The sequence below is a fragment of the Compostimonas suwonensis genome (genome assembly GCF_002797855.1).
GTDB lineage: Bacteria > Actinomycetota > Actinomycetes > Actinomycetales > Microbacteriaceae > Compostimonas > Compostimonas suwonensis.
In genome coordinates, this window is sequence record NZ_PGFB01000005.1 from 192,094 (window position 1) to 211,464 (window position 19,371).

Genomic DNA, 19,371 nt, shown 5'->3' on the forward strand with positions numbered 1-19,371 from the left:
CGGACTTCGAAAAAAACTGAAATGTCGATCGTAGAAGACTCATCCTGCGAGCAATGTCGCAGGCGCTAGCGCCAAGTTAAGGAGAACCAGACAGTTTACTTCGACAGTCATATCAATAGGCCCCGTCCCGCGCTAATACCGCCCTCGCAGTTCGCCATAAGATCACGATGTCGCCTGTGATCGACCAGTTCTCCACGTAGTAGAGATCGAGGCGCACGGTGTCCTCCCACGAGAGGTTGGAGCGGCCGCTGACCTGCCAGAGGCCCGTGATGCCCGGCTTCACGAGGAAGCGACGGTGCACGTGCGACTCGTACTGCTCGACCTCGCGCTCAAGCGGCGGGCGGGGCCCTACGAGCGACATACTGCCGCCGAAGACGTTGAAGAGCTGGGGAAGCTCGTCGAGGCTGTAGCGACGCAGAAAGCGGCCGATCGGGGTCACCCGAGGGTCGTTCTCCATCTTGAACATCACGCTGTTGCCCCTGTCGCGCTGCTGGGCCTGGATCTGCTCGAGCAAGTCTTCGGCGTTCGTGACCATCGAACGGAACTTGAGCATGTTGAAGTGCTTGCCGTTGATGCCGACGCGCTGCTGGCGGAAGAGCACGGGGCCCTGCGACGAGAGGCGCACCGTCATTGCGATGAGCGCGAGAAATGGTGACAGGAGCAGGATGAGCAATCCCGACGCCACCACGTCGAACGCGCGCTTCGCGAAGAGCTTGCGGCCCTCGTAGCGCGGCGTCTCCACATGGATGAGCGGGAGGCCCGCAACCGGGCGGGTGTGGATGCGCGGGCCGCCGATGTCGGTGAGACCGGGGGCGACGACGAGGTGCTGACGCCCCGGCTCCAGGCTCCAGCTGATCTCCTTGACCCTGTTCGCGGGAAGCTCGTCACTGCTCGTGATCACGACCGTGTCGGCGTCGCTCGCTACGAGAGCGGCCTGGAGTCTGTCGAGGTTGCCGAAGACCGGGATGTTCGGGAGCCCCGGAAGGCTGTCGGCGACCCTGCCGTTCGGCACACATGCACCGACCACGAGATAGCCCGCTGCCGGCTGCCGCGCCAGCTCGCGGGCGATGTGCGTCGCCGACTCGCTCGAGCCGACGAGGAGAACGCGGGACACGTACTTTCCGCGCAGACGCTGGACACTCAGCCACTGACGCCAGATCCAGCGGGAGAAGAGCAAGACAAGCAGGCCGAGCGGAAAGGCGATGAGGATGTAGCCACGAGCGAAATCGATCTGGAAGAGGAAGGCGATGATCGCGATGAGGCCGAAGAGCCGCACGGACGAGTCGGCGATGAGCTTGTACTCCTGCGTGCCCGTTCCGAGCACCCGGTAGCCGCGGGTTCCGAAGACCTGGAGGATGATCATCCAGGCGGCGACGATCACGACAGAAATTACCGTGTAGCTGACAGCAGCCTCTTCCATAGAGCCACGAAACTGCACATCCGCTGTCGTGAATCCGAACCAGGCGATCTGCACGCCGAAGACCACCCAGATCAGCACGAGCGCGTCGGTGACCATCAATCGCGTCGCATAGCTCTCACGCCAATCGCGTGCAGGCCGCACGGTCTGGCCATCCACGTGTGTTGTCCCCTGGTCGATCATGCGCCCCTCAGCCCCGAATCCTAGAACCGGGACTCCGGTGGCCCATGCCTGAGAGTAGCGGTAAGCGTCGTGCAGAATGTTCCGGTTTACGAAGTCTTAACGTAAGCAGACCCGAAGTGGGGATAGTCGTCACCACGTGACGCCTCCGTCTTGCGAGATGCGAGTCGTGCCGCCGCTCCAGAGCCACAGGGTCGAACCCGACTGCGAAAGCGTTGCGGCGAGAGGCGAGGTCTCGTCGGCGACGCATCCGAGAACCGTCGCGGGTGCGCCTCCGAGAGGCGAGGGGAGCGCCTCGATGGCGATTCCCGCGCACCCCTCGGCTCCCGAGACCGCAACGGTCGATCCTGTGTCGGTCGGCGTCACGGCGAGAACCCCGGGAACATCCGTGGTCGACCAGGTCTGGGCGCTCGGGATGAACTCCGCCACCTGGCCGGCGCAGACCGCGAGAACACGATCGGTGGTCGCAACCGCCTGGAGCGCCGGCGAGCACGGCGTCGCCTGTGCCGATCCCGTCACGATGAGGGTCGCGCGATCCGCCGGATCCACGTAGCTGTACGAGCTCAGCGTCTCCGGATAGCTCTGCCAGAAATCCCCTGAGGTGAAGCTCGAGAAGACGCTCGTGGTCGTGCACCCGTCGCCCGCTTTGCCGACGACGGACACCTGGGTCTGGTCGATCGGCGCGAGGGCGAGCACCTCGTGCACCGCATCGTCGCCGGTGGAATGCGGAGCCCACGTCGCGCCGCCGTCTGTGGTGCTCTCGAGAACGGCGTCGGCACCGCCGCACTCCCCCGGACTCGATCGCCATGCTGACGTCGGGCTGGTCGCCACGAGGAACCGGGGCGCGGGCACGACGGGGGGCGCGGTCGGAGTGGGAGTCGACGACGCCTCGACGCCGACCGTCGGAAGGGTCTCGGGCTCCGGCGCAGCACCTGAGCTGCGGTTGAGCGATATCGCGAAGACGACGAGCACGACATCCACGAGGAGGAAGGCGATGACACCGGCGATCACCCACGCCCCTCTGGCCGCAGAGGCTTCCGGTCTGACCCGCCGACGGCGTGATGTGCTCGCCATGTCAGTGCACCTCCGTCGAGACCGCGAGTGCGCGCACGATCGAGGTGACGGCACGATCGATGCTCGCACCGGCCTGATCGTAGACGGCCTGGCTCTGCCGGTACGGATCCACGACGTCATCGTCGGCAGGATCGTCGAGAGGCGGCGCGAAACCCCGACTCGCTGCGACCTCGTCGACGATCATCCTCAGAGACGCGTCGACATCGTCGGACGAGGCGATCGGGAACACGTGCTGCTCGGCATGGAGCTGATCGACGATGCGGGCGAACTGGCGCAGGGTGAACGTCTTCCGAGAGGCCCGCGGCAGAAGCGACACGACCTCGCTCCGGTGCTCCCTGGTGGCGGTGAGCACGAGGTCGGCATCGCGCACGGCTGCCACGTCGAGCTGCCGCGCCGTGTGGCCGCTGGGAAGGCCGCCGTAGTGCAGTGACAAGGCCGCCGCCTCGTCGGTCATCGAAGAGCCGACGTGCGCGAAGGTGCCCGCGCTCCCGATGCTCGCCGACACCCCAGCTGCAGCGAGGCGCGCACGAAGCAGCTGCGCCGCGAGAGGCGAACGGCAGATGTTGCCCGTGCAGACGACCAGGATCGCGAAGCGCGCAGACTCGACGAAGCCGAGAGACATCAGCAATCCTCCCCTAAAGAATTGAGTCTCGGTTATGCGCAGCCGCAGTGCTGCGCGCTAATTGATGGCGACGACGAGCGACACCACAGCGCCTGAGATCACACCCCCATGGCTGCCGGCTCGGCCTGATCGCCATACCCATATCCGTACCCATAACCATAGCGACCGTAGCCGTAGGCGTCGGGCCCCTTCGTGGGCAGCATGGTCAGCACCAGGCCCGAGATCGGGGCGTCAACGTTCTGCAGTGCCGTGATCGCGCCCTTGAGCTGGTTCTTGTGCGTTCGACCGGCCGCGCACACCACGATCGTGCCTCCCACGTTACGGGCCAGGATGGCCGCATCCGTCACCGGCAGGAGCGGCGGGGCGTCGAAGAGAACGACGTCGAAGGCCCGGTTGAACTCCTCGATGAGCTTCACCATGGCCACGGAACCGAGAAGCTCGCTCGGGTTGGGCGGAACCTTGCCCGCCGGAAGCACGAAGAGCTTCCCTCGCCCCCACGGCTGGATGACGTCTTGCAGCTCGGCCCGGCTGATGAGCACGTCGGTCAAGCCGACGACACCCTCGAGCCCCATGTAGTCGGCGATCTTCGGACGCCGCAGGTCGGCGTCGACGAGAAGCACCCGCGCCCCGGCATCCGCCAGGGCGATCGCGAGGTTCGCCGCCGAGGTGCTCTTGCCCTCGCTCTCGATCGACGAGGTCACCACAAAACTGCGCTCGTCGCGGCCGACATCGAGGAACTGCAGATTGGTGCGAAGCGTGCGGAAGGACTCGGCCCGCGGGCTGCGCGGATCGGCGTGCACGATGAGCGGACGCTCCTGCGCCTTGGGGTCGAAGACGATGCCACCGAGGATGGGGGTGTCGGTCACGAGTTCGACATCCCGCTCGTTGCGGATACGCGTGTCGAGGGTCTCACGCAGCACGGCGACGCCGACGCCCAGTACAAGTCCGATGAGGGCGCCGAGCGCGATGTTGAGCGGGACGTTCGGACTCACCGGGCGCTGGGGAACCGCGGCGTGCTGCACGAGCGTGAGCCGCACAGGCGGAGCCGCAGCCTCGGAATCCGAGGTCTCGATGGTCTCGACCACGTTCGTGAGGCTCTCGGAGACCGCCGTCGCGATCGCTGCGGCCTGGGCAGGATCGGTCTCGGTCACCGTGATCTCGATGAGTGTCGTGTCCAGCGGAGCGGATGCGCTCACCCATCCCGAGAGCTGCTCGCTCGTCATGTCGAGCCCGAGGTCGGCGATGACCGGAAGCAGGACGATGGGCGTGTTCACGAGATCGGCATAGGTCTTCACTCGCTGCTGCGTGAATGTGTTGCCCTGCTGCAATTCAGAGACCGTCGAGCCACCGGACGTCGACACGAAAACCTTCGCCGACGAGCTGTAGACCGGAGTCTGCGTGATCGAGTACGCGGCCGCGGCACCGATGCCCACGAGAACGAGCACGACGATCAGTACCCAACTCTTGCGCAGAATGCGAATGTAGTCGCGAAGCTCCACTCCGGCGGCCTTCCCCTCAAGGTGCATGGTGCTCGGCGCCCGAAAGCGTCCGTGATCATGTTGCCACACATCGACAGGGTCGCCCGCCCATTCCGGTTACGGGCGCGTAAACGGTTAAGCCTGGTGGTGACTAAAATTCCATCGAGGACGTCAGCTCGAGGCGGGTCGACCCGCCTGGCAGAACGGGCACCACGACGACGTCACGAGCCTTCCGTCGCGCTCGTATTGGGTGAACATCACCATGTGGTGTGTCTCGCACTGTGTCGCCGTCGCCATCTCTCCCCCTCGTCGCTCGATAGAACCGGTGAAGTCATAGTGCGCGCTCCCGCCCCGAGAGTCAAAGAGGCTGGGCGACTTTTTTTGCTCCCCCATCCGATGCGAGCCCATGAGTCCCGGGAGCCTGCGGGACTCATGGCTGCTTGAGGACCGCACCGAGTCACACACTTAACCAATCCGAAACACAGCGATAACACAGGAAGCCGTGCGCGACCCTAGCGTGAGCCTTGTACCTCGATCACGGGTCGGTCGAACCAGGCAAACGATTGCTCACACGCCGATCCGACAACCATTTCTCTCACGAATAGGAAGTCGATGTCTCGAACACCCACAACCTTCAGCCGAACCGGGCGCACGCTCGGCCTGGCCCTCTGCCTGACGGTCGGAGCCGTGGCGCTGCCGCTCGGCGCCTCGCCCGCACTCGCAGGAGTCCCCTACGACGCTCCTCCGGTCGTCGACCTCGGCATCAGCGACATCGACGGGCTGCTGGCCTCCGGGCAGACGACATCCGTCGAGCTCGTCAAGCAGTACCTGGCGCGCATCGCGGCCTACGAAGACGCCTACGGCGACCAGCCGGGCATCAACGCGATCATCACCCAGAACGAGAACGCCCTCGCCGAAGCCGCAGCGCTCGACGCCGAACGCGCCGCAGGCCACGTGCGCGGGCCGCTGCACGGCGTTCCGATCGTGGTCAAGGACAACTACGACACGGGCGACATGCCCACCTCGAACGGCTCGGTGGCCCTCAAGGACTTCCGGCCCGCAGACGACGCCACCCAGGTCGAGCGCCTCCGCGCCGCGGGAGCGATCATCGTGGCGAAGACCAACCTGCACGAGTACGCCTCGGGCATCACGACCATCAGCTCGCTCGGCGGCCAGACCCGCAACCCCTACGACCAGACCCGCAACCCGGGCGGTTCGAGCGGCGGAACCGGCGCCGGCGTCTCGTCGAGCTTCGCCGCGGCCGGCATGGGCTCCGACACCTGCGGCTCCATCCGCATCCCCGCTGCCCAGAACAACCTCGTGGGCCTGCGCCCGACCCTCGGCCTCTCGAGCCGCGACGGCATCGCGCCGATGTCGGCCACGCAGGATGTCGGCGGCCCGATCGCCAAGTCGGTCACCGACATCGCGCTGATGCTCGACGCGACCGTGGGCTACGACCCGAAGGATCCGATCACCGCGCTCTCGGACGGGCAGATCCCCGACAGCTACACGACCTCGCTGACCGATGCGGGCCTGCAGGGCCGCACGATCGGCCTCGTCGTCAACTACCTGGGCACCTCCGAAGCCGAGCAGCCGACCACCGAGCTGATCCGCGCCGCCGTCGACGACCTCGAGGCGCAGGGCGCGACGGTCGTCGAGATCACCTTCCCCGACGAGCTCAACGCGGCCGTGAGCGGCGCGGGCGTCATCAACGACGAGTTCAAGCGCGACCTCAACGCCTACCTGGCGCAGGATGGCGCGAGCTACCCCGCCGAGCTCGCCGCCCTCACGGCGCCGGCCGAGACGCTGACCCTCTCCGACATCGTCGCGAGCGGACTCGTCACCCCCTCGGTGCTCTCCTCGCTCGCCACACGCGACGCGATGCCCGATCTGCCGAACCCCGCCTACGACGCGAAGATCGCCAACCGCGCGCTCGCCGGCGCGCTCGTGACGCAGATCTTCGGCGACAACGACCTCGACGCGCTCGCCTACCCGACGATCAAACAGGTCGCCGTTCCCGTCGAGGAGAGCCAGCCGGGCTCGAACTGCTCGCTCTCGGCCAACACGGGCTTCCCCGCGCTCTCGGTCCAGGCCGGCTTCACCCCGGCCGGGATGCCGGTCGGCCTCGAGCTGCTCGGCCTGCCCTTCACTGAGCCGACCCTCCTCGCGATGGGATACGACTTCGAGCAGGCGACGGGGCACCGCAGCGCGCCCACGAGCGTTCCCGAGCTCGCTGCCGACCCGGCGCCTACGCCCGAGCCGACGACCGACCCGGACACCGGTCTGGTGACCACGCCGGCCGACTCCTCGCCGCGCCTGCCGGCCACCGGCGCCGACCCGCTGCCGACGGTGCTCACCTCCGGGGGGATCCTGGCCCTCGGCCTGGGAGCCGTGCTCGCGGCCGGGCTCATCCGCCGACGCCGTTCAGATCTCCGGTAGTTCGCCAACCGATCGTGCCGTGACTGTGTGCGGGCCATGTCTTAAGGCAGTCACGGCACGATCGATGAAGACACGATCGTACTCATCCCCATTGGTTACTAGCTAACGACGGAGACGCTGCCCCGGATGATCTCTCGGACACGTCATGCGTCCGAAATGTCGGGCGACTAGTATCGCGATCATGGGGGAACCACCGAAAATTTTCGCAGAAACATTGATACGACGACAGCCTTTTCGCTCAGATATTCAGGGGCTGCGTGCTTTTGCCGTCGGCTTCGTCGTGCTTTACCACGGCGGATTGCCCTTCCTGCCGGGTGGCTACGTCGGAGTGGACATCTTCTTCGTGATCTCAGGCTTTTTGATCACGAACCATCTGATATCCAGTCTTTCTGCTGATGGCAGGATCAGCTTCGCCTCGTTCTACGCCAAACGCGCTCGCCGTATTTTACCGGCCTCGTTCGTCGTCCTCATTGTATCCCTCGTCCTGGGTTTGCTGTTGCTGCCAGCCCTGCAACGGGAAGCGCTTCTGAAAGGCGCACTCGCGACAGCCCTCTACGTGCCAAACCTTCTTTTCGCCGCCAACGGCACCGACTACTTGGCCGACACGACTCCATCGCTGTTTCAGCATTATTGGTCTCTTGGCGTCGAGGAACAGTTCTATCTAATCTGGCCAGCACTGCTTGTCGTCGGATTCTTGTCGGCCAAACGATCAAAAAGAAGTCTGTTCTGGATCATTCTCGTATTGGTAATAGTCTCTTTCGCCGCTTGCGTCTTCTTGACCACATCATCCCAGCCTTGGGCCTTCTTCTCTCTTCCGACCAGAGCCTGGGAACTGGGCGTTGGAGGCCTTGTCGCTTTCCTCATCGGTTCCAATGCAGTCAAACGCCTCCAGCCAGTCGCGGCGGTCGGGGGATGGATCGGCCTGGGCGGCATCATCGCAGTAGGCCTGTTTTTCACAGAGACAACCCCGTTCCCCAGCTATACCGCTGCTTTTCCAGTCCTTGCCACCGCGCTGGTTATCGCATGCGGAAGCCTGGAGAATAAGCTCGGACCCTCCCGGCTTCTCGGCTTACGTCCGCTTGTTTTTGTGGGAACCATCTCATATTCGCTCTATCTGGTGCATTGGCCTCTGCTGATTATCCCGGAACAAATGAACGGACAGGGCAAAGAGCTTCCTCTCTGGGCGAGTCTCGGTCTGAACTTTCTCGCAGTGCCAATCGCCTATTGCCTCTATCGATGGATCGAGACGCCGGGCATGAAGCTAAAGCCGCTGATTTCACACACACCGAGAACGACCCTCCTTGCTGTCGCAGCCACGTCCGTCCTCATCGCGGGCATCTCCGCCACAGGATTGCTCACTTTCGCCAAAGCACCGATCGATTCGGGCACTGTCGCGGCTCCAGTGGGAATCACGATCAATCCGACGTTCACCACCTTCGTACCGAGCAACATGTCGCCCTCTCTTGTCGCCTCGTCGTCCGACAACCCCTCGATCTATGCCTCCGGATGCCATGCCGAATCTGCCAGAACGCAGCCGATCGGTTGCGAATTCGGCAGCTCCGATGCTCCGATGTTCGTCGCCTTATTCGGCGATTCTCACGCGGCACAATGGTTCCCTGCTCTTCTCCAGCTGGCAGACGAAGGACTCATCCACCTGCGAGTGGACACTAAGAGCTCATGCCCCTCTGTCGACGTTCGTAAGGAGGTACGGGGAACAAACTATGTTGCCTGCGACGTCTGGCGAACCACCGTGATCGCAGAACTCAATGAAGAACGCCCTGACCTCGTCATAATGTCAAATTTTGCACGAAGTGACGGACTTTCCAGTATCGACACATCAGAGTGGTCCGACGGACTCGCGCGCACGATCGATAGTCTCGATGGTGCAAAGCGCGTTGCTGTGGTCCAGGACACACCCCTCTTCGTCTCCACGCCGGCGCTATGTCTTTCCGCGCACACCAAAGACGCACTCGCCTGTGCATCTCCTCGCTCGTCTGCAATTGATGAGGCGATTGCGTCAGCCGAGGAGCAGGTCACCATCGACGCCGGCGGCGAGTACGTCGATCTCAACGATTACATCTGTTCATCAGAGATATGCGGTCCGATCATCGGGAACACCCTCGTCTACCGCGACTACAATCATCTGACTGCGACCTTCGTCAGATCGCTGGCTCCAGAATTTCAAGACGCTCTGATCCGCTAAGGCTCAGCGCGCCTTGTTGCCCAAGACCCGGCTCAGGGCCGCGACGTCCTCAGAGGTGAACGACTGCGAGGCGTCGTGCCCCGTCGCCGTCGCCTGTTCCGACGGCTCGACGGGCGCCGGACGACGCTCCTCGAGGTTCCGCCGACGGATGACGCGCCCGAACAGGAGCGCGACGAATACTGCGAGGGTCAGCCATACGGCGACCACGATTGCGATGATGACGACTGCGTCCATCGCACACTCTCCTTCGGGTTGAGCGTGCCAGTTGCGCCACGGCTAGGGACCGTCGCGCGCTGCGCCCGGCGGCTAGGGACCACCGTTCACAGTGCGGTCATCATACGCCGTCCACTCGATGGAATGCAGAAAAATTGTGAGCGGCTCAGACGGTGAGACGTTTGACCATCTCGAGCTCGTTCGCCGAGGGGTCGAGAACGTAGGGAAAAGTGCGGCCCGTCGGCACGAAGCCGCGCTTCGCATACGCGGCACGGGCTCGCGGGTTGTGCTCGTGCACGTGCAGCCGCAGAGCGTTTCCGTGGCCGATCGCCCACTCCTCGACGCCGCCGAGAAGGGCGTCGAAGACGCTCGAGCGGGAGCCGCGGAACTCGGGGGTCACGTAGACGCTCACGAGCAGCGGCATCCGCTCGTCGACGACACCGCCCATCGTGCCCACCCAGCGTCCGTCGACCGTGACGGCTGCGAGGGCGATGGCCCGGCCGTCGGAGCTTCCGCGGGACGCCCACTCGCGCCACCGCTCCTCGCCGAACGAGAGAGCGGTCTCGAGCGTGTCGGCGAACGCGAGCGGGGTGTCGGCGAGCATCTCCAGACGCAGCTCGCGCACCCGCTCCCAGTCGTCGCTCGTGGTGCGGTGAATCGCGAAGTCCGGCGTGCCCATCGGCCCAGGATACGACGGGCCGCTAGTCGGGCGAGGGCACCAGCTCACGCAGCGAGAACTCCTTCGACCGCAGACGCCAGCTGACCCGCACCATCGTTATGCCCTCGGCCCGCAGCCCGCGTGCGCTCGTCGCCGTGAGCCGCAGCCCGGCATCCGAGGCGGTCCACCCCGTGCCGGCCTTGTACACCTGGATGATCCGGGGTTTCGCATTCGGCGATCCGAGCCGTCGCGCAACCGCCGGAAGAACATCGTCAGCCATTATTCGTCACTCCACGCCTCACCGGGACGGGTTCAGAAATCGACGAACAGCTGCGATGGTGGCGTCGGGTTCCCCTGCTTGAACTCTCCATCAGCTAAGCACCCGCGGCACACGGCTGTCCACAGGAAAAAACCCGCCGTCAGGCCGATGCGCACCCCAATTCGGGGCGACGACGGTGTGCCGCCGTCAGCTGTTCGCCAACAGTTCTTCCGGGCTCAGCCGTTCTGCAGATCCGTCGCGATCCGCTCGCTCTGCTCGGGGCAGAACTTGGCCGCGGACTCGGTGAGAGCACGACGCGCCAGGCCGAGCTTCTGATCCTCCGGCACGTTGCCGGCGGGGTACATCTCGAGAACCTTGGCGACGAGGTCGTTGACGTTCGCATCGGGCAGCTCGGCGAGCTTGCCGCAGACCAGCTTCCCGTACAGGTTGACGTTGGTCGTCACCAGCTGATCGGCCTTCTGCTGCTCGGTGAGCGAGGTCGGCGTGGGGGTCGAGGTCTTCGTCGCGGTCGGCGCGGGAGTCGGCGCCCCGGCGCAGCCCGCGAGCAGCAGGGCGGTGAGCACGACGATCGTTGGCTTCGCGAGACGCATGCTTCGAGGGTAGCCGACGAGCTTCCCCCACCCCTCGTGCACGGCCCGATGCCAGGAAAGTCTGCGCACGGAAATGGCGCTCACAGCTCATGCAGCGCATCCGCACCTCTGGCGTCGAGGACGCAAGATGGCCACGGAGCCTCGGCCGCGCGCCGGTTTCAGCCGCGCATGCTCGCCTTCGCGACGACCCATTCGAGCGGACCCCGGCCGACGAGACGCCGCCAGAGCGAGGCGAAGAGCAACGACCCGACGATGAGGCCGATCGTGAGCCCCCAGGAGTCGTCGGTGGTCACCCCGGCCTCCTGCCGCTTGGAGACCACGAGCACGAGGATGTGCGCGGTGTAGATGGTGAGCGGCATCGCGCCGACAGCGGCGACGGGCCAGAACACGGCGCGGGCGACACGGCGGGCACCGGTCGGCGCGAGACCGGTGAGCGCGAGAAGCGCGGCGACGATCGCGACCGCCACCGAGACGTTCATCACGGTGAAAGCGGATTCCGCCAGGAGCGGGTCCCCGGCGTTGCCCGCGAGCTGCCAGGCGATGAGACCCGTCACGATGCCGACGACGCCGGCCGCCGACATCCAGACGACCGTGCGCACCGCGGCGAGGTCGAGACGCACGAGGGCGAGGCCGATCATCATCACCGGCACCCAGATGACGAGGGGGTACGCGCCCGTGAGCAGCCAGTCCAGGGGGATTCGCCAGCCCTGCGCATCCGGGGGCAGCACCCGGAACGCGGCCGTCGCGGCCCAGGTGAACGCGGGCATGACGGCCACCAACACGCAGCCCACGACCAGCAGGATCTCTGCACGAACGAAGATGAGGGGGATCATCAGGAGGAACGCCAAGCCGTAGACCTCCAGGATGACGATCACAAGAGGCTGCAGAGAGATGAGCAGCGCCCCGAGCGCGAAGATGAGAACGGCGCGGATCGCCACCTGTCCGCGCACTCTGCCCCGATCGGCTGTCAGAGGCGTGACACCGCCCGAGATGAAGCCGAGTCCCATGCCGGCGACGAGCGCGAACAGGATACGCGGGCGCTCGTCGGAGAAGGCCACGAGCTGTTCGACGACCGGTATCCCGTCGGCCGCCGGCGCGACATGGGCGATGAACATGCCGAAGAGGGCCAGTCCGCGTGCGATGTCGACGGCTTGCACGCGTGACTGCGTTGCACGCACCACACCCTCGGAAACAGCAACACCCACTCCCACAAGCTATGCGATCGGCGAACCCCGCGAAAGAGCCGCCGATCGCCGGATGCCGCCGGCCGGCCGTGCGCGCAACGGCCTCGCATCAGGCGAGCCACCTCTCCTGCACACGACGACTCCCGCGTTCGCACCCCACCGTTTCGGCGAAACCACCCCGAGAGCGGTTCGAACACATCTAGCGTTGGTGCCTCAGAAGCACGAGAATATGAGGGTGATCGACATGAACGAAGCACAGACCTGGGCGACGATCGGGGTGCTCACCACGGCCCTGCTCGCCACGATCACACTCGTCGTGACGATGCTCATGCGCACCATCACGGCTCAGATCGGCGGGCTCCGCAGCGAGATGCACAGTCTCCGCAGCGAGATGGGCAGCCTCCGCAGCGAGATGGGCAGCCTCCGCAGCGAGATGGGCAGCCTCCGCAGCGAGATGGACACCGGGCTCAACGCCCTGCGCAGCGAAATGAACGCGCGGTTCGAAGCGGTCGACTCCCGGTTCGAGGCCCTCAACACCCGGTTCGAGACGATCGACACCCGATTCGCCACCATCGACACCCAGTTCGCCGCCATCAACTCACGGTTCGACACCGTCGACGCGCGATTCGAGCTCATAAACGCGCGGATCGGCGCCCTCGACCGCGACGTGCACATCCTCTTCGACCGGGTGTACGGCAACACACCCGGTTCTCTGTAGCCGTCGGAAGGCGACACCGCCTCGCCCAACAGAAGAACCCGAGCAGAAGAGCCGAGCCGCCTACGAGACGATCGTCGGATCGACGGGTCGCAGCGTTGGGATCTTCGCCGAACGGCCGTCGCCCGACGAGCGGCCCGTGAGACGCCGGCCGATCCAGGGCAGCACGTGCTCGCGGTAGTACGCCGCGGTGTTGCGGGATCGTTCGCCCGGCGCGGCGGCCGCGACCTCGTCGACACCCCACTCCGGCGGCACGGGCACCCCGAACGCGGTGAGCACATTGCTCGCGACACGCGCATGGCCGAGGGCGTTCAGGTGCAGCTTGTCGGGTGACCAGTACCGGATGTCGCGCAGACCGGCATCCGCCCAGTTGTCGACGTAGGTCACACCCTCGCGCGGGAAGCGGGCGCGCACGGCGTCGGCGAGCTCGTTTCCGCGCCGCGACAGCAGGCCGCCGAGGGGAATGTGGTCGGAGGGGTTGGCCCCGCTCAGCAGCAGCATGTGAGAGCCGCTCGCGACCACCCGGTCGACGGCGCCGTCGAGCCGGTCGGCGACGCTCGCGATCGAGACCCGGGGGCGCATGATGTCGTTGCCGCCGCCGTTGAGGCTCACGAGGTCGGGGCCGAGCGCGAGCGCGGCGTCGAGCTGCTCCTCGAGGATCGGGCCGAGCTTCCGGCCGCGGATGGCCAGGTTCGCGTAGCCGACCGGCGCATCGGATGCCGCGGCCAGACCCAGGGCGACGAAATCGGCCCAGCCACGCACCCCGCCGTCCGGCCGCTCGTCGCCGACGCCCTCGCTGAAGCTGTCGCCGATGGCCACATAGCGCTGGAACATGCCGTCAACGCTACTCGCATCGCCTTTGCGCTTCTGTGGACTCCGCGCTCCTTCCGCGGGCTCCGCGCGCATGCGGGCTCGCTTTCCCCCGGCGCCGACGAGACGACGATCCCGGAAATCGACGACGCGACGGGCGCTACAGTGGCGGGATGAGACCGGCGACCGTGTGGGCGATGATCTTCGTGCTCGCGCTCGCCGTCGCCGTCGCGATTCCCGTGTGGATCGTGCGCCTGGCCGCCATCGTGCTGATGGTCTGGGCCCTCGGAACGCTCGGCTGGCTGGCCCTGCGGGACAGGTTCCGCGGCGGCGCCCCACGGCAGCCCGCGAGAGCGCGGCGGCACCGGTAGAGTGTGTGCGTAGTGTGAGGCGGCAATCGCGGCATCCGGTGTTCTCTCGACCGTCGCGATCGCGCCCCGGGTGATCGAGGAGTTGAGAATGGCGCGCAACGAACTGCCGAAGCCGGCACAGGGACTGACCGGAGTCGTGCTCTGGATCGTCGCGATCGTGATGTGGATCGTCGCACCGTCGATCGCCTACGCGCCCGCCGGGGCTTTTGTGATCGACACGGGCATCGCGCTCGCGTCGGCCGGTTTCGCGATCTTCTTCGTGAGCTCGCTCCGCAGCTACCTCCTCGCCCTCCTGCTCGCGGTGATCGCGATCATCCTGTTCGCGGTGGGCGACTTCGCTCAGGTGACGCCGCTCCTCTACTTCCTGCGGATCTTCGTGCCGTTCATCGCGCTGCTGATGCCGCTCAACAAGCAGCTCAACGGCATCCGCATCTTCGCGTAGCGGCTCGATCCGAGAGGGTCGCGCACGGCGTCAGCCCAGGATCGTCTGGAGCGTCTTCCTCGCGCCGACTCGGTGGAGGCTCATGAGCGCCGCCCGATAGGGCTCGGAGAACGACTGCAGCTCGGCGAGGTCGCCGAAGAGCTCACGGTTGCGGAGAAAGGCGAGCGGGTTGTCCCGCTGCGAGCGTGCGAGGGGCCCGAGAACGCTCCCACGAGGGTCGACGACCTCGACCGACGCCCCCGCCTCGTCGATACCCTCGGCGTAGCGCGCCCAGCTGGCCACGATCGCCGCTGAGACCGCGACGGGCCGACCGGCAGCCAGATTGTCGCGCACGACGGGCAGCAGAAAGGCGGGAATACGATCAGAGGCGTCGACCGCGAGACGCGCGAGAGTGTCTTTGATCGCCGCGTTGGAGAACCTCTCGATGAGAGTGAGCTGGTATTCGTCGAGGTCGATCCCGGGCACGGGGCTGAGGGTCGGGCGAGCCTCGTCCATATAGCGCTCGAGGAGCGCGACCACAAGAGGGTCGGATGCCGCCTCGTCGACGTAGCGGTGCCCCGCGAGCAGACCGAAGTACGCCATCGCCTGGTGGCTCGCGTTGAGCAGCCGGAGCTTCATCTGCTCGTACGGCGCGACGTCATCGACCAGCTGCACACCGACGAGTTCCAGCGGCGGACGGCCGGCGGGGAAGTCGTCCTCGAGCACCCATTGAACAAAGGGCTCGCTCACGACCGGCCATGCGTCGTGGTACCGATAGGCATCGAAGACGAAGCTCCTGTCGTCCTCCGTCGTCACCGGTGTGATCCGATCGACCATCGAGTTCGGAAACGCCACGTTCTCTCCGACCCATCGACCGAGAGACTCGTCTTTCGCTGTCGCGAAGGCCACGACGGCCGCACGCGCGACAGCTCCGTTGCCCTGGATGTTGTCGCATGACATGATCGCGAAGGGCATCAGCCCGCGTTCGCGTCGCAGGGCCAGCCCGGCCGTGATGAGCCCGAAGACCGTGCGGGGAGCCGCACCCGGAAGCAGGTCGGCCACGACATCCGGGGTTCGCTCGTCGAAGACGCCCGTGGTGTGGTCGACGTTGTAACCACCCTCTGTGATGGTAAGCGAGACGATCCGCGTCTGAGGCGACGCAAGCTTCTCGACGACGGCCTGCGGGTCGTCGGGGGCGTAGAGGTACTCGGTGATCGAACCGATGACGCGCGCATCGCGTGAGCCGTCACCGTTCGCGAGAACGAGGGTGTACAGGCCGTTCTGCGAGATGAGCGCGTCGCGCATTCGGGCGTCCGCCGGCATCACCCCCACCCCGCAGATCGCCCAGTCCTTCGCCTCGCCGAGTCTCAGCAGGGCATCGACGAACATCGCCTCGTGTGCGCGGTGGAAGTTGCCGACGCCGAAATGCACGATGCCGGTGGATGTCGCGGCGCGATCGTAGTCCGCTGCGCCGATCGCCAACCGGCCGATCTCCGCCTCGCTCAGCCATGCCATCGCTATTTGACCGCGCCGCCCGTGATGCCCGAGATGATGCGACGCTGAGCGAAGATGAAGACGATCAGCAGCGGCAGGCTCGAGATCACGACATAAGCGAAGATCAGGTTCCAGTTGTTCTGGTAGAGGTTGCTGCTCGCTATCTGGAACAGGTTGAGCTGGAGCGTCGTCGTCGATCCACCGCCGAGCACGAAGAACGAGTAGAACACGTCGTTCCAGATGTAGAGGCACACGAGAATGGTCGCCGTCGCGATCACCGGCCGCAGCAACGGCAGGATGATCCGGAAGAAGATCCCGAACGGGCTCGCGCCGTCGATGCGCGCAGCCTCCTCGAGCTCGAGCGGGATGGTGCGCACGAAGCCCGTGATGAAGAAGATCACGATCGACATGTACATTCCCATGTACACGAAGATCATGCCCGTGGGTGTGCTCGCGAGTCCCAGCTGACGCAGGAGCAGCACGATCGTGACGACCGCCGGCGGCAGGATGATCCCGCTGATGGCGGCCGAGTAGAGCACGGCGGCCCAGCGACTCGACCGACGGGCGAGGATCCAAGCCGCGAGCGATCCGAAGAGGATGACGCCGATGACAGCCGGAACCATCACGAGCACGCTGCCGAACAGACCACGCCAGACCTCGCCCTGGCTGAAGGCCTGTGCGTAGTTGTCGAGGAGATGCCACTCGCTCGGAAGCGAGAGATCGGGCAGGTTCGCCTCGCCCTGCGACTTGGCCGATGTGATGAGGGCGAGCCACAACGGGATCCCCACCGCGATCAGGCACAGCAGGATCACGACGATCGGCTGAACATAGCGTGACCATACGCCGTGCTGGAGGTGGCTCGCACCCGGGCGCGTCTTCACAACGATTCCACTCATCAGAGCACACGCTCCCTCTTACGCAGGTATCCGATCACGGGGAAGGCGAGCACCAGCACGAGGAAGAAGAGCACGAGGCTCATCGTCGTCGCCTGCGCGTAGAGCCCGTACCCGAAGATCTGGAAGATGTAGATGTTGAGAACCTCGGTGGTCTGAGCCGGGCCGCCCCCGGTTGTGGCTTGCACGGTGTCGAAGCCGTTGAGCGATCCGAGGAGCGCCGTCGCGAAGTTGAACGTCACCGCGGGGGCCAGCAGGGGGAACTTCACGGAGAAGAACGTCTTCCACGGGCCCGCGCCATCCATCTTGGCGGCCTCGAGAACATCCTCTGGCACGGTCTTGAGACCCGCGAGGTAGATGATCATCGCGAGACCCATCCATTTCCAGGAGTTGACGAAGGCGACGACCACAAGGGTCCACGTCGTGTCGCCGAGCCAGGGGATGTCGACATGCTGTCCACTGAAAAAGCCGAGGATGCCGTTCACCGCCCCGTCCGGCTTCAAAAGGGCCTGGAAGATGTAGCCGACCGCGAGCGCCGACATCAGCACGGGAATGAAGAAGATCACCCGGGCGAAACGGTTGATCCTCGTGTCGCGCTCGAGCAGCACGGCCAAGCCCAGGCCGAAGAGGTTCTGCATGATTCCGACGAGCGCCGCGTAGATGAGCGTGATGCGCAACGCCGATAGGAGCGAGCCATCGGAGAGCAACGAGGCGAAGTTGTCGAAGCCGACGAAGTTGATCGTGTTCTTGAACGCCGACCAGTCCGTGAAGGCGTAGACGAAGTTGAAGAGGGTCGGCAGGAAGAAGAAGATGCCGAGAACCGCGAACGCCGGGATCAGGAACCAGGCGGGATGCGTGACCGTCTGGCGCTTTCGGGACGCCCTGCTGTTGCGGCGCAATTGCGCGGGAGTATCCACCACGGGGTAAGCCATAACTCCATTTTCCTTTCGCGACCGAGGGGCGGGGTAGCGATCGCGACCCCGCCCCGATGATGCGCTAGAAGCCCGAGACTCCGAGCGCCTTCGCGAGCTGTTCGAACTGAGCCTGGGTGAGCTGTCCGACCTCTTCCGGGGTCTTCGTCCCGTGCACCATGTCGGCGAGGAACTTGTAGAAGTCGGGGTTGACCACGGCGTCCTGCTGCATCGAGCCCACGGAGTTCTCGAGCGCGTCCGCGGCCACCTGGGCCACCTCGGGCACGTCCGACGGCGTCTCGACCGAGGGTTCGATCGAGACCTGCTTCGAGGACTCGACGTACGACGCGTAGTCCGTCTCCATCCAGAAGCGCAGGAACTGACGTGCAGCCGCCTCCTTCTTCGGATCGCCGGTCTTCGGCGCGACGAGCGCACTGTCGCCCCCGGGCACCGAGGTGCCGATGTTGCCGTCCTTCGAGATCGGGAACCAGCCGATCGTGTCATTGATCGTCGCGGTGTCGGCCGTCGACTGAAGAAGCGAGACGAAGGAGCTGATCTGAAGCACCATTCCGGCTTCACCGTTCAAGAGCGCGGGACCGGACTCGTTGTAGGTCGAGGTGCCGTTGTCGTCGTTGAAGTAGCCGGCGTCGAGCATGTCCTTGTACTCCGTGATGGCACCTTGGATGTCGTCTCCGGTGAAGGTGTCCTCATTCGAGTTGACGCGATCCCAGAGGCCGTCCCTCGCCTTCTCGGCGAGGAGCACCTGAGGCCACCACTGGGTGGGCCAGCTGTCGCCGGCTGCGCCGAAGAACGGTGACACACCGGCATCCTTGATCTTCTGGGAGTCAGCGAGAAGCTCGTCGAAGTTCGCCGGGGTGTCGGTGATGCCAGCCTTGGCGAAGACGTCTTTGTTGTAGAAGACGCCGATGACCGAGGGCACGTTGACGAACGCGGCATAGTGGGTGCCGTCGACCGTTCCGAGTTTCTGGATGGCGGGCGACAGCGTGTCGAGCCAGGGTGCGGTGTCGAGGTTCTGCAGTCCGGTCTTCGGCTGGAGGAGCGCGAGCACGCTCGCCGTCGGCTGCCAGGTCGCGAGATCGGGCTTGGCGCCCGATGCGAGCTTGGTGGGGGCGTTCGTCTCATAGACGTCCGGGATGATGACCTTGTCGATCTTCGCGCCGGTCTGATCCTCGAAGGCATCGATGACCTGATCGGCCATGGTCGCGGTCTGCGTGGCTGTCCAGTAGGTCAGTGTCACGCCGCTGAGATCGGCGGTCGGCTCATTCCAGGTGACCTCGCCGTCGCCCCCGTCCGACGAACCGGGGTTCGCTGCGGAGCAACCCGCCAAGAGCAGTGCGCTCGTCGCCGCGAGGGCCGCGGCGACGACGATCTTCTTTCCTAACATTCTGTGCATTCTC

General features: G+C 65.4%; 19 protein-coding genes. 5 read left to right on the plus strand and 14 right to left on the minus strand.

Features of this window, described 5'->3' with window-relative positions; all coding sequences use genetic code 11:
• Nucleotides 1–112: 112 nt before the first annotated feature.
• The 4 genes from CLV54_RS14355 to CLV54_RS14370 all read right to left on the minus strand — a co-directional run bounded on the left by CLV54_RS14355 (nt 113) and on the right by CLV54_RS14370 (nt 4,792).
• Complete coding sequence (locus CLV54_RS14355) at nt 113–1,600, minus strand: sugar transferase (RefSeq protein ID WP_100345675.1); 1,488 nt, start codon at nt 1,598–1,600, stop codon at nt 113–115.
• Nucleotides 1,601–1,729: 129 nt separating this feature from the next.
• Nucleotides 1,730–2,608, minus strand: coding sequence for a hypothetical protein (locus CLV54_RS14360; RefSeq protein WP_100345676.1), 879 nt, complete (start codon nt 2,606–2,608; stop codon nt 1,730–1,732).
• Between the two features lie 64 nt (nt 2,609–2,672).
• Complete coding sequence (locus tag CLV54_RS14365) at nt 2,673–3,293, minus strand: arsenate reductase/protein-tyrosine-phosphatase family protein (RefSeq protein WP_100345677.1); 621 nt, start codon at nt 3,291–3,293, stop codon at nt 2,673–2,675.
• Between the two features lie 98 nt (nt 3,294–3,391).
• Nucleotides 3,392–4,792 carry a tyrosine-protein kinase domain-containing protein gene (locus CLV54_RS14370; protein WP_100345678.1) on the minus strand — a complete coding sequence of 467 codons (1,401 nt, stop codon included), beginning with the start codon at nt 4,790–4,792 and terminating at the stop codon, nt 3,392–3,394.
• Between the two features lie 591 nt (nt 4,793–5,383).
• On the opposite strand from CLV54_RS14370, the gene CLV54_RS14380 reads away from it, so the two are divergent.
• Both CLV54_RS14380 and CLV54_RS14385 read left to right on the plus strand, forming a co-directional pair.
• A complete protein-coding gene (locus tag CLV54_RS14380) occupies nt 5,384–7,210 on the plus strand; it encodes an amidase family protein (RefSeq protein ID WP_100345680.1) in 1,827 nt (608 codons plus the stop codon).
• A gap of 181 nt (nt 7,211–7,391) precedes the next feature.
• The gene (locus CLV54_RS14385) at nt 7,392–9,413 is read left to right on the plus strand and encodes an acyltransferase family protein (protein WP_100345681.1); all 2,022 of its coding nucleotides are present in this window, start codon (nt 7,392–7,394) and stop codon (nt 9,411–9,413) included.
• Between the two features lie 3 nt (nt 9,414–9,416).
• On the opposite strand, the gene CLV54_RS14390 is transcribed toward CLV54_RS14385, so the two are convergent.
• The 5 genes from CLV54_RS14390 to CLV54_RS14410 all read right to left on the minus strand — a co-directional run bounded on the left by CLV54_RS14390 (nt 9,417) and on the right by CLV54_RS14410 (nt 12,311).
• Nucleotides 9,417–9,647 carry a hypothetical protein gene (locus CLV54_RS14390; protein WP_100345682.1) on the minus strand — a complete coding sequence of 77 codons (231 nt, stop codon included), beginning with the start codon at nt 9,645–9,647 and terminating at the stop codon, nt 9,417–9,419.
• A 145-nt stretch (nt 9,648–9,792) separates the two neighbouring features.
• Complete coding sequence (locus CLV54_RS14395) at nt 9,793–10,305, minus strand: GNAT family N-acetyltransferase (protein WP_100345683.1); 513 nt, start codon at nt 10,303–10,305, stop codon at nt 9,793–9,795.
• Between the two features lie 22 nt (nt 10,306–10,327).
• The gene (locus CLV54_RS14400) at nt 10,328–10,564 is read right to left on the minus strand and encodes a hypothetical protein (protein WP_100345684.1); all 237 of its coding nucleotides are present in this window, start codon (nt 10,562–10,564) and stop codon (nt 10,328–10,330) included.
• A gap of 215 nt (nt 10,565–10,779) precedes the next feature.
• On the minus strand, nt 10,780–11,154 hold the full coding sequence (locus tag CLV54_RS17590) for a hypothetical protein (RefSeq protein ID WP_157802993.1): 375 nt from the start codon (nt 11,152–11,154) through the stop codon (nt 10,780–10,782).
• 158 nt (nt 11,155–11,312) lie between these two features.
• Entirely contained in the window at nt 11,313–12,311 is a 999-nt protein-coding gene (locus CLV54_RS14410; RefSeq protein WP_157802994.1) for a DUF418 domain-containing protein, read from the minus strand.
• A 271-nt stretch (nt 12,312–12,582) separates the two neighbouring features.
• Here CLV54_RS14410 and CLV54_RS14415 point away from each other — a divergent pair, with 271 nt between their 5' ends.
• On the plus strand, nt 12,583–13,056 hold the full coding sequence (locus tag CLV54_RS14415) for a hypothetical protein (protein WP_157802995.1): 474 nt from the start codon (nt 12,583–12,585) through the stop codon (nt 13,054–13,056).
• Between the two features lie 60 nt (nt 13,057–13,116).
• Here the strand turns inward: CLV54_RS14415 and CLV54_RS14420 are convergent, their stop codons facing one another.
• Nucleotides 13,117–13,887 carry an SGNH/GDSL hydrolase family protein gene (locus CLV54_RS14420; protein ID WP_100345687.1) on the minus strand — a complete coding sequence of 257 codons (771 nt, stop codon included), beginning with the start codon at nt 13,885–13,887 and terminating at the stop codon, nt 13,117–13,119.
• A 149-nt stretch (nt 13,888–14,036) separates the two neighbouring features.
• Between CLV54_RS14420 and CLV54_RS14425 the strand changes: the two genes are divergently transcribed.
• Both CLV54_RS14425 and CLV54_RS14430 read left to right on the plus strand, forming a co-directional pair.
• Entirely contained in the window at nt 14,037–14,234 is a 198-nt protein-coding gene (locus CLV54_RS14425) for a hypothetical protein (protein WP_100345688.1), read from the plus strand.
• Nucleotides 14,235–14,322: 88 nt separating this feature from the next.
• Nucleotides 14,323–14,676 carry a hypothetical protein gene (locus tag CLV54_RS14430; protein ID WP_100345689.1) on the plus strand — a complete coding sequence of 118 codons (354 nt, stop codon included), beginning with the start codon at nt 14,323–14,325 and terminating at the stop codon, nt 14,674–14,676.
• A 30-nt stretch (nt 14,677–14,706) separates the two neighbouring features.
• Here CLV54_RS14430 and CLV54_RS14435 read toward each other — a convergent pair whose 3' ends face one another.
• From CLV54_RS14435 to CLV54_RS14450, 4 genes are all read right to left on the minus strand, one after another.
• A complete protein-coding gene (locus tag CLV54_RS14435; RefSeq protein WP_100345690.1) occupies nt 14,707–16,170 on the minus strand; it encodes a mannitol dehydrogenase family protein in 1,464 nt (487 codons plus the stop codon).
• Nucleotides 16,171–16,172: 2 nt separating this feature from the next.
• A complete protein-coding gene (locus tag CLV54_RS14440) occupies nt 16,173–17,045 on the minus strand; it encodes a carbohydrate ABC transporter permease (protein WP_100345691.1) in 873 nt (290 codons plus the stop codon).
• The gene (locus CLV54_RS14445; RefSeq protein ID WP_170062008.1) at nt 17,045–17,974 is read right to left on the minus strand and encodes a carbohydrate ABC transporter permease; all 930 of its coding nucleotides are present in this window, start codon (nt 17,972–17,974) and stop codon (nt 17,045–17,047) included. The genes CLV54_RS14440 and CLV54_RS14445 overlap by 1 nt, the downstream gene beginning before the upstream one ends.
• Nucleotides 17,975–18,038: 64 nt before the next feature.
• Nucleotides 18,039–19,358: an ABC transporter substrate-binding protein gene (locus tag CLV54_RS14450; RefSeq protein ID WP_100345692.1), complete on the minus strand. Its 1,320-nt coding sequence runs from the start codon at nt 19,356–19,358 to the stop codon at nt 18,039–18,041.
• Nucleotides 19,359–19,371: the final 13 nt, after the last annotated feature.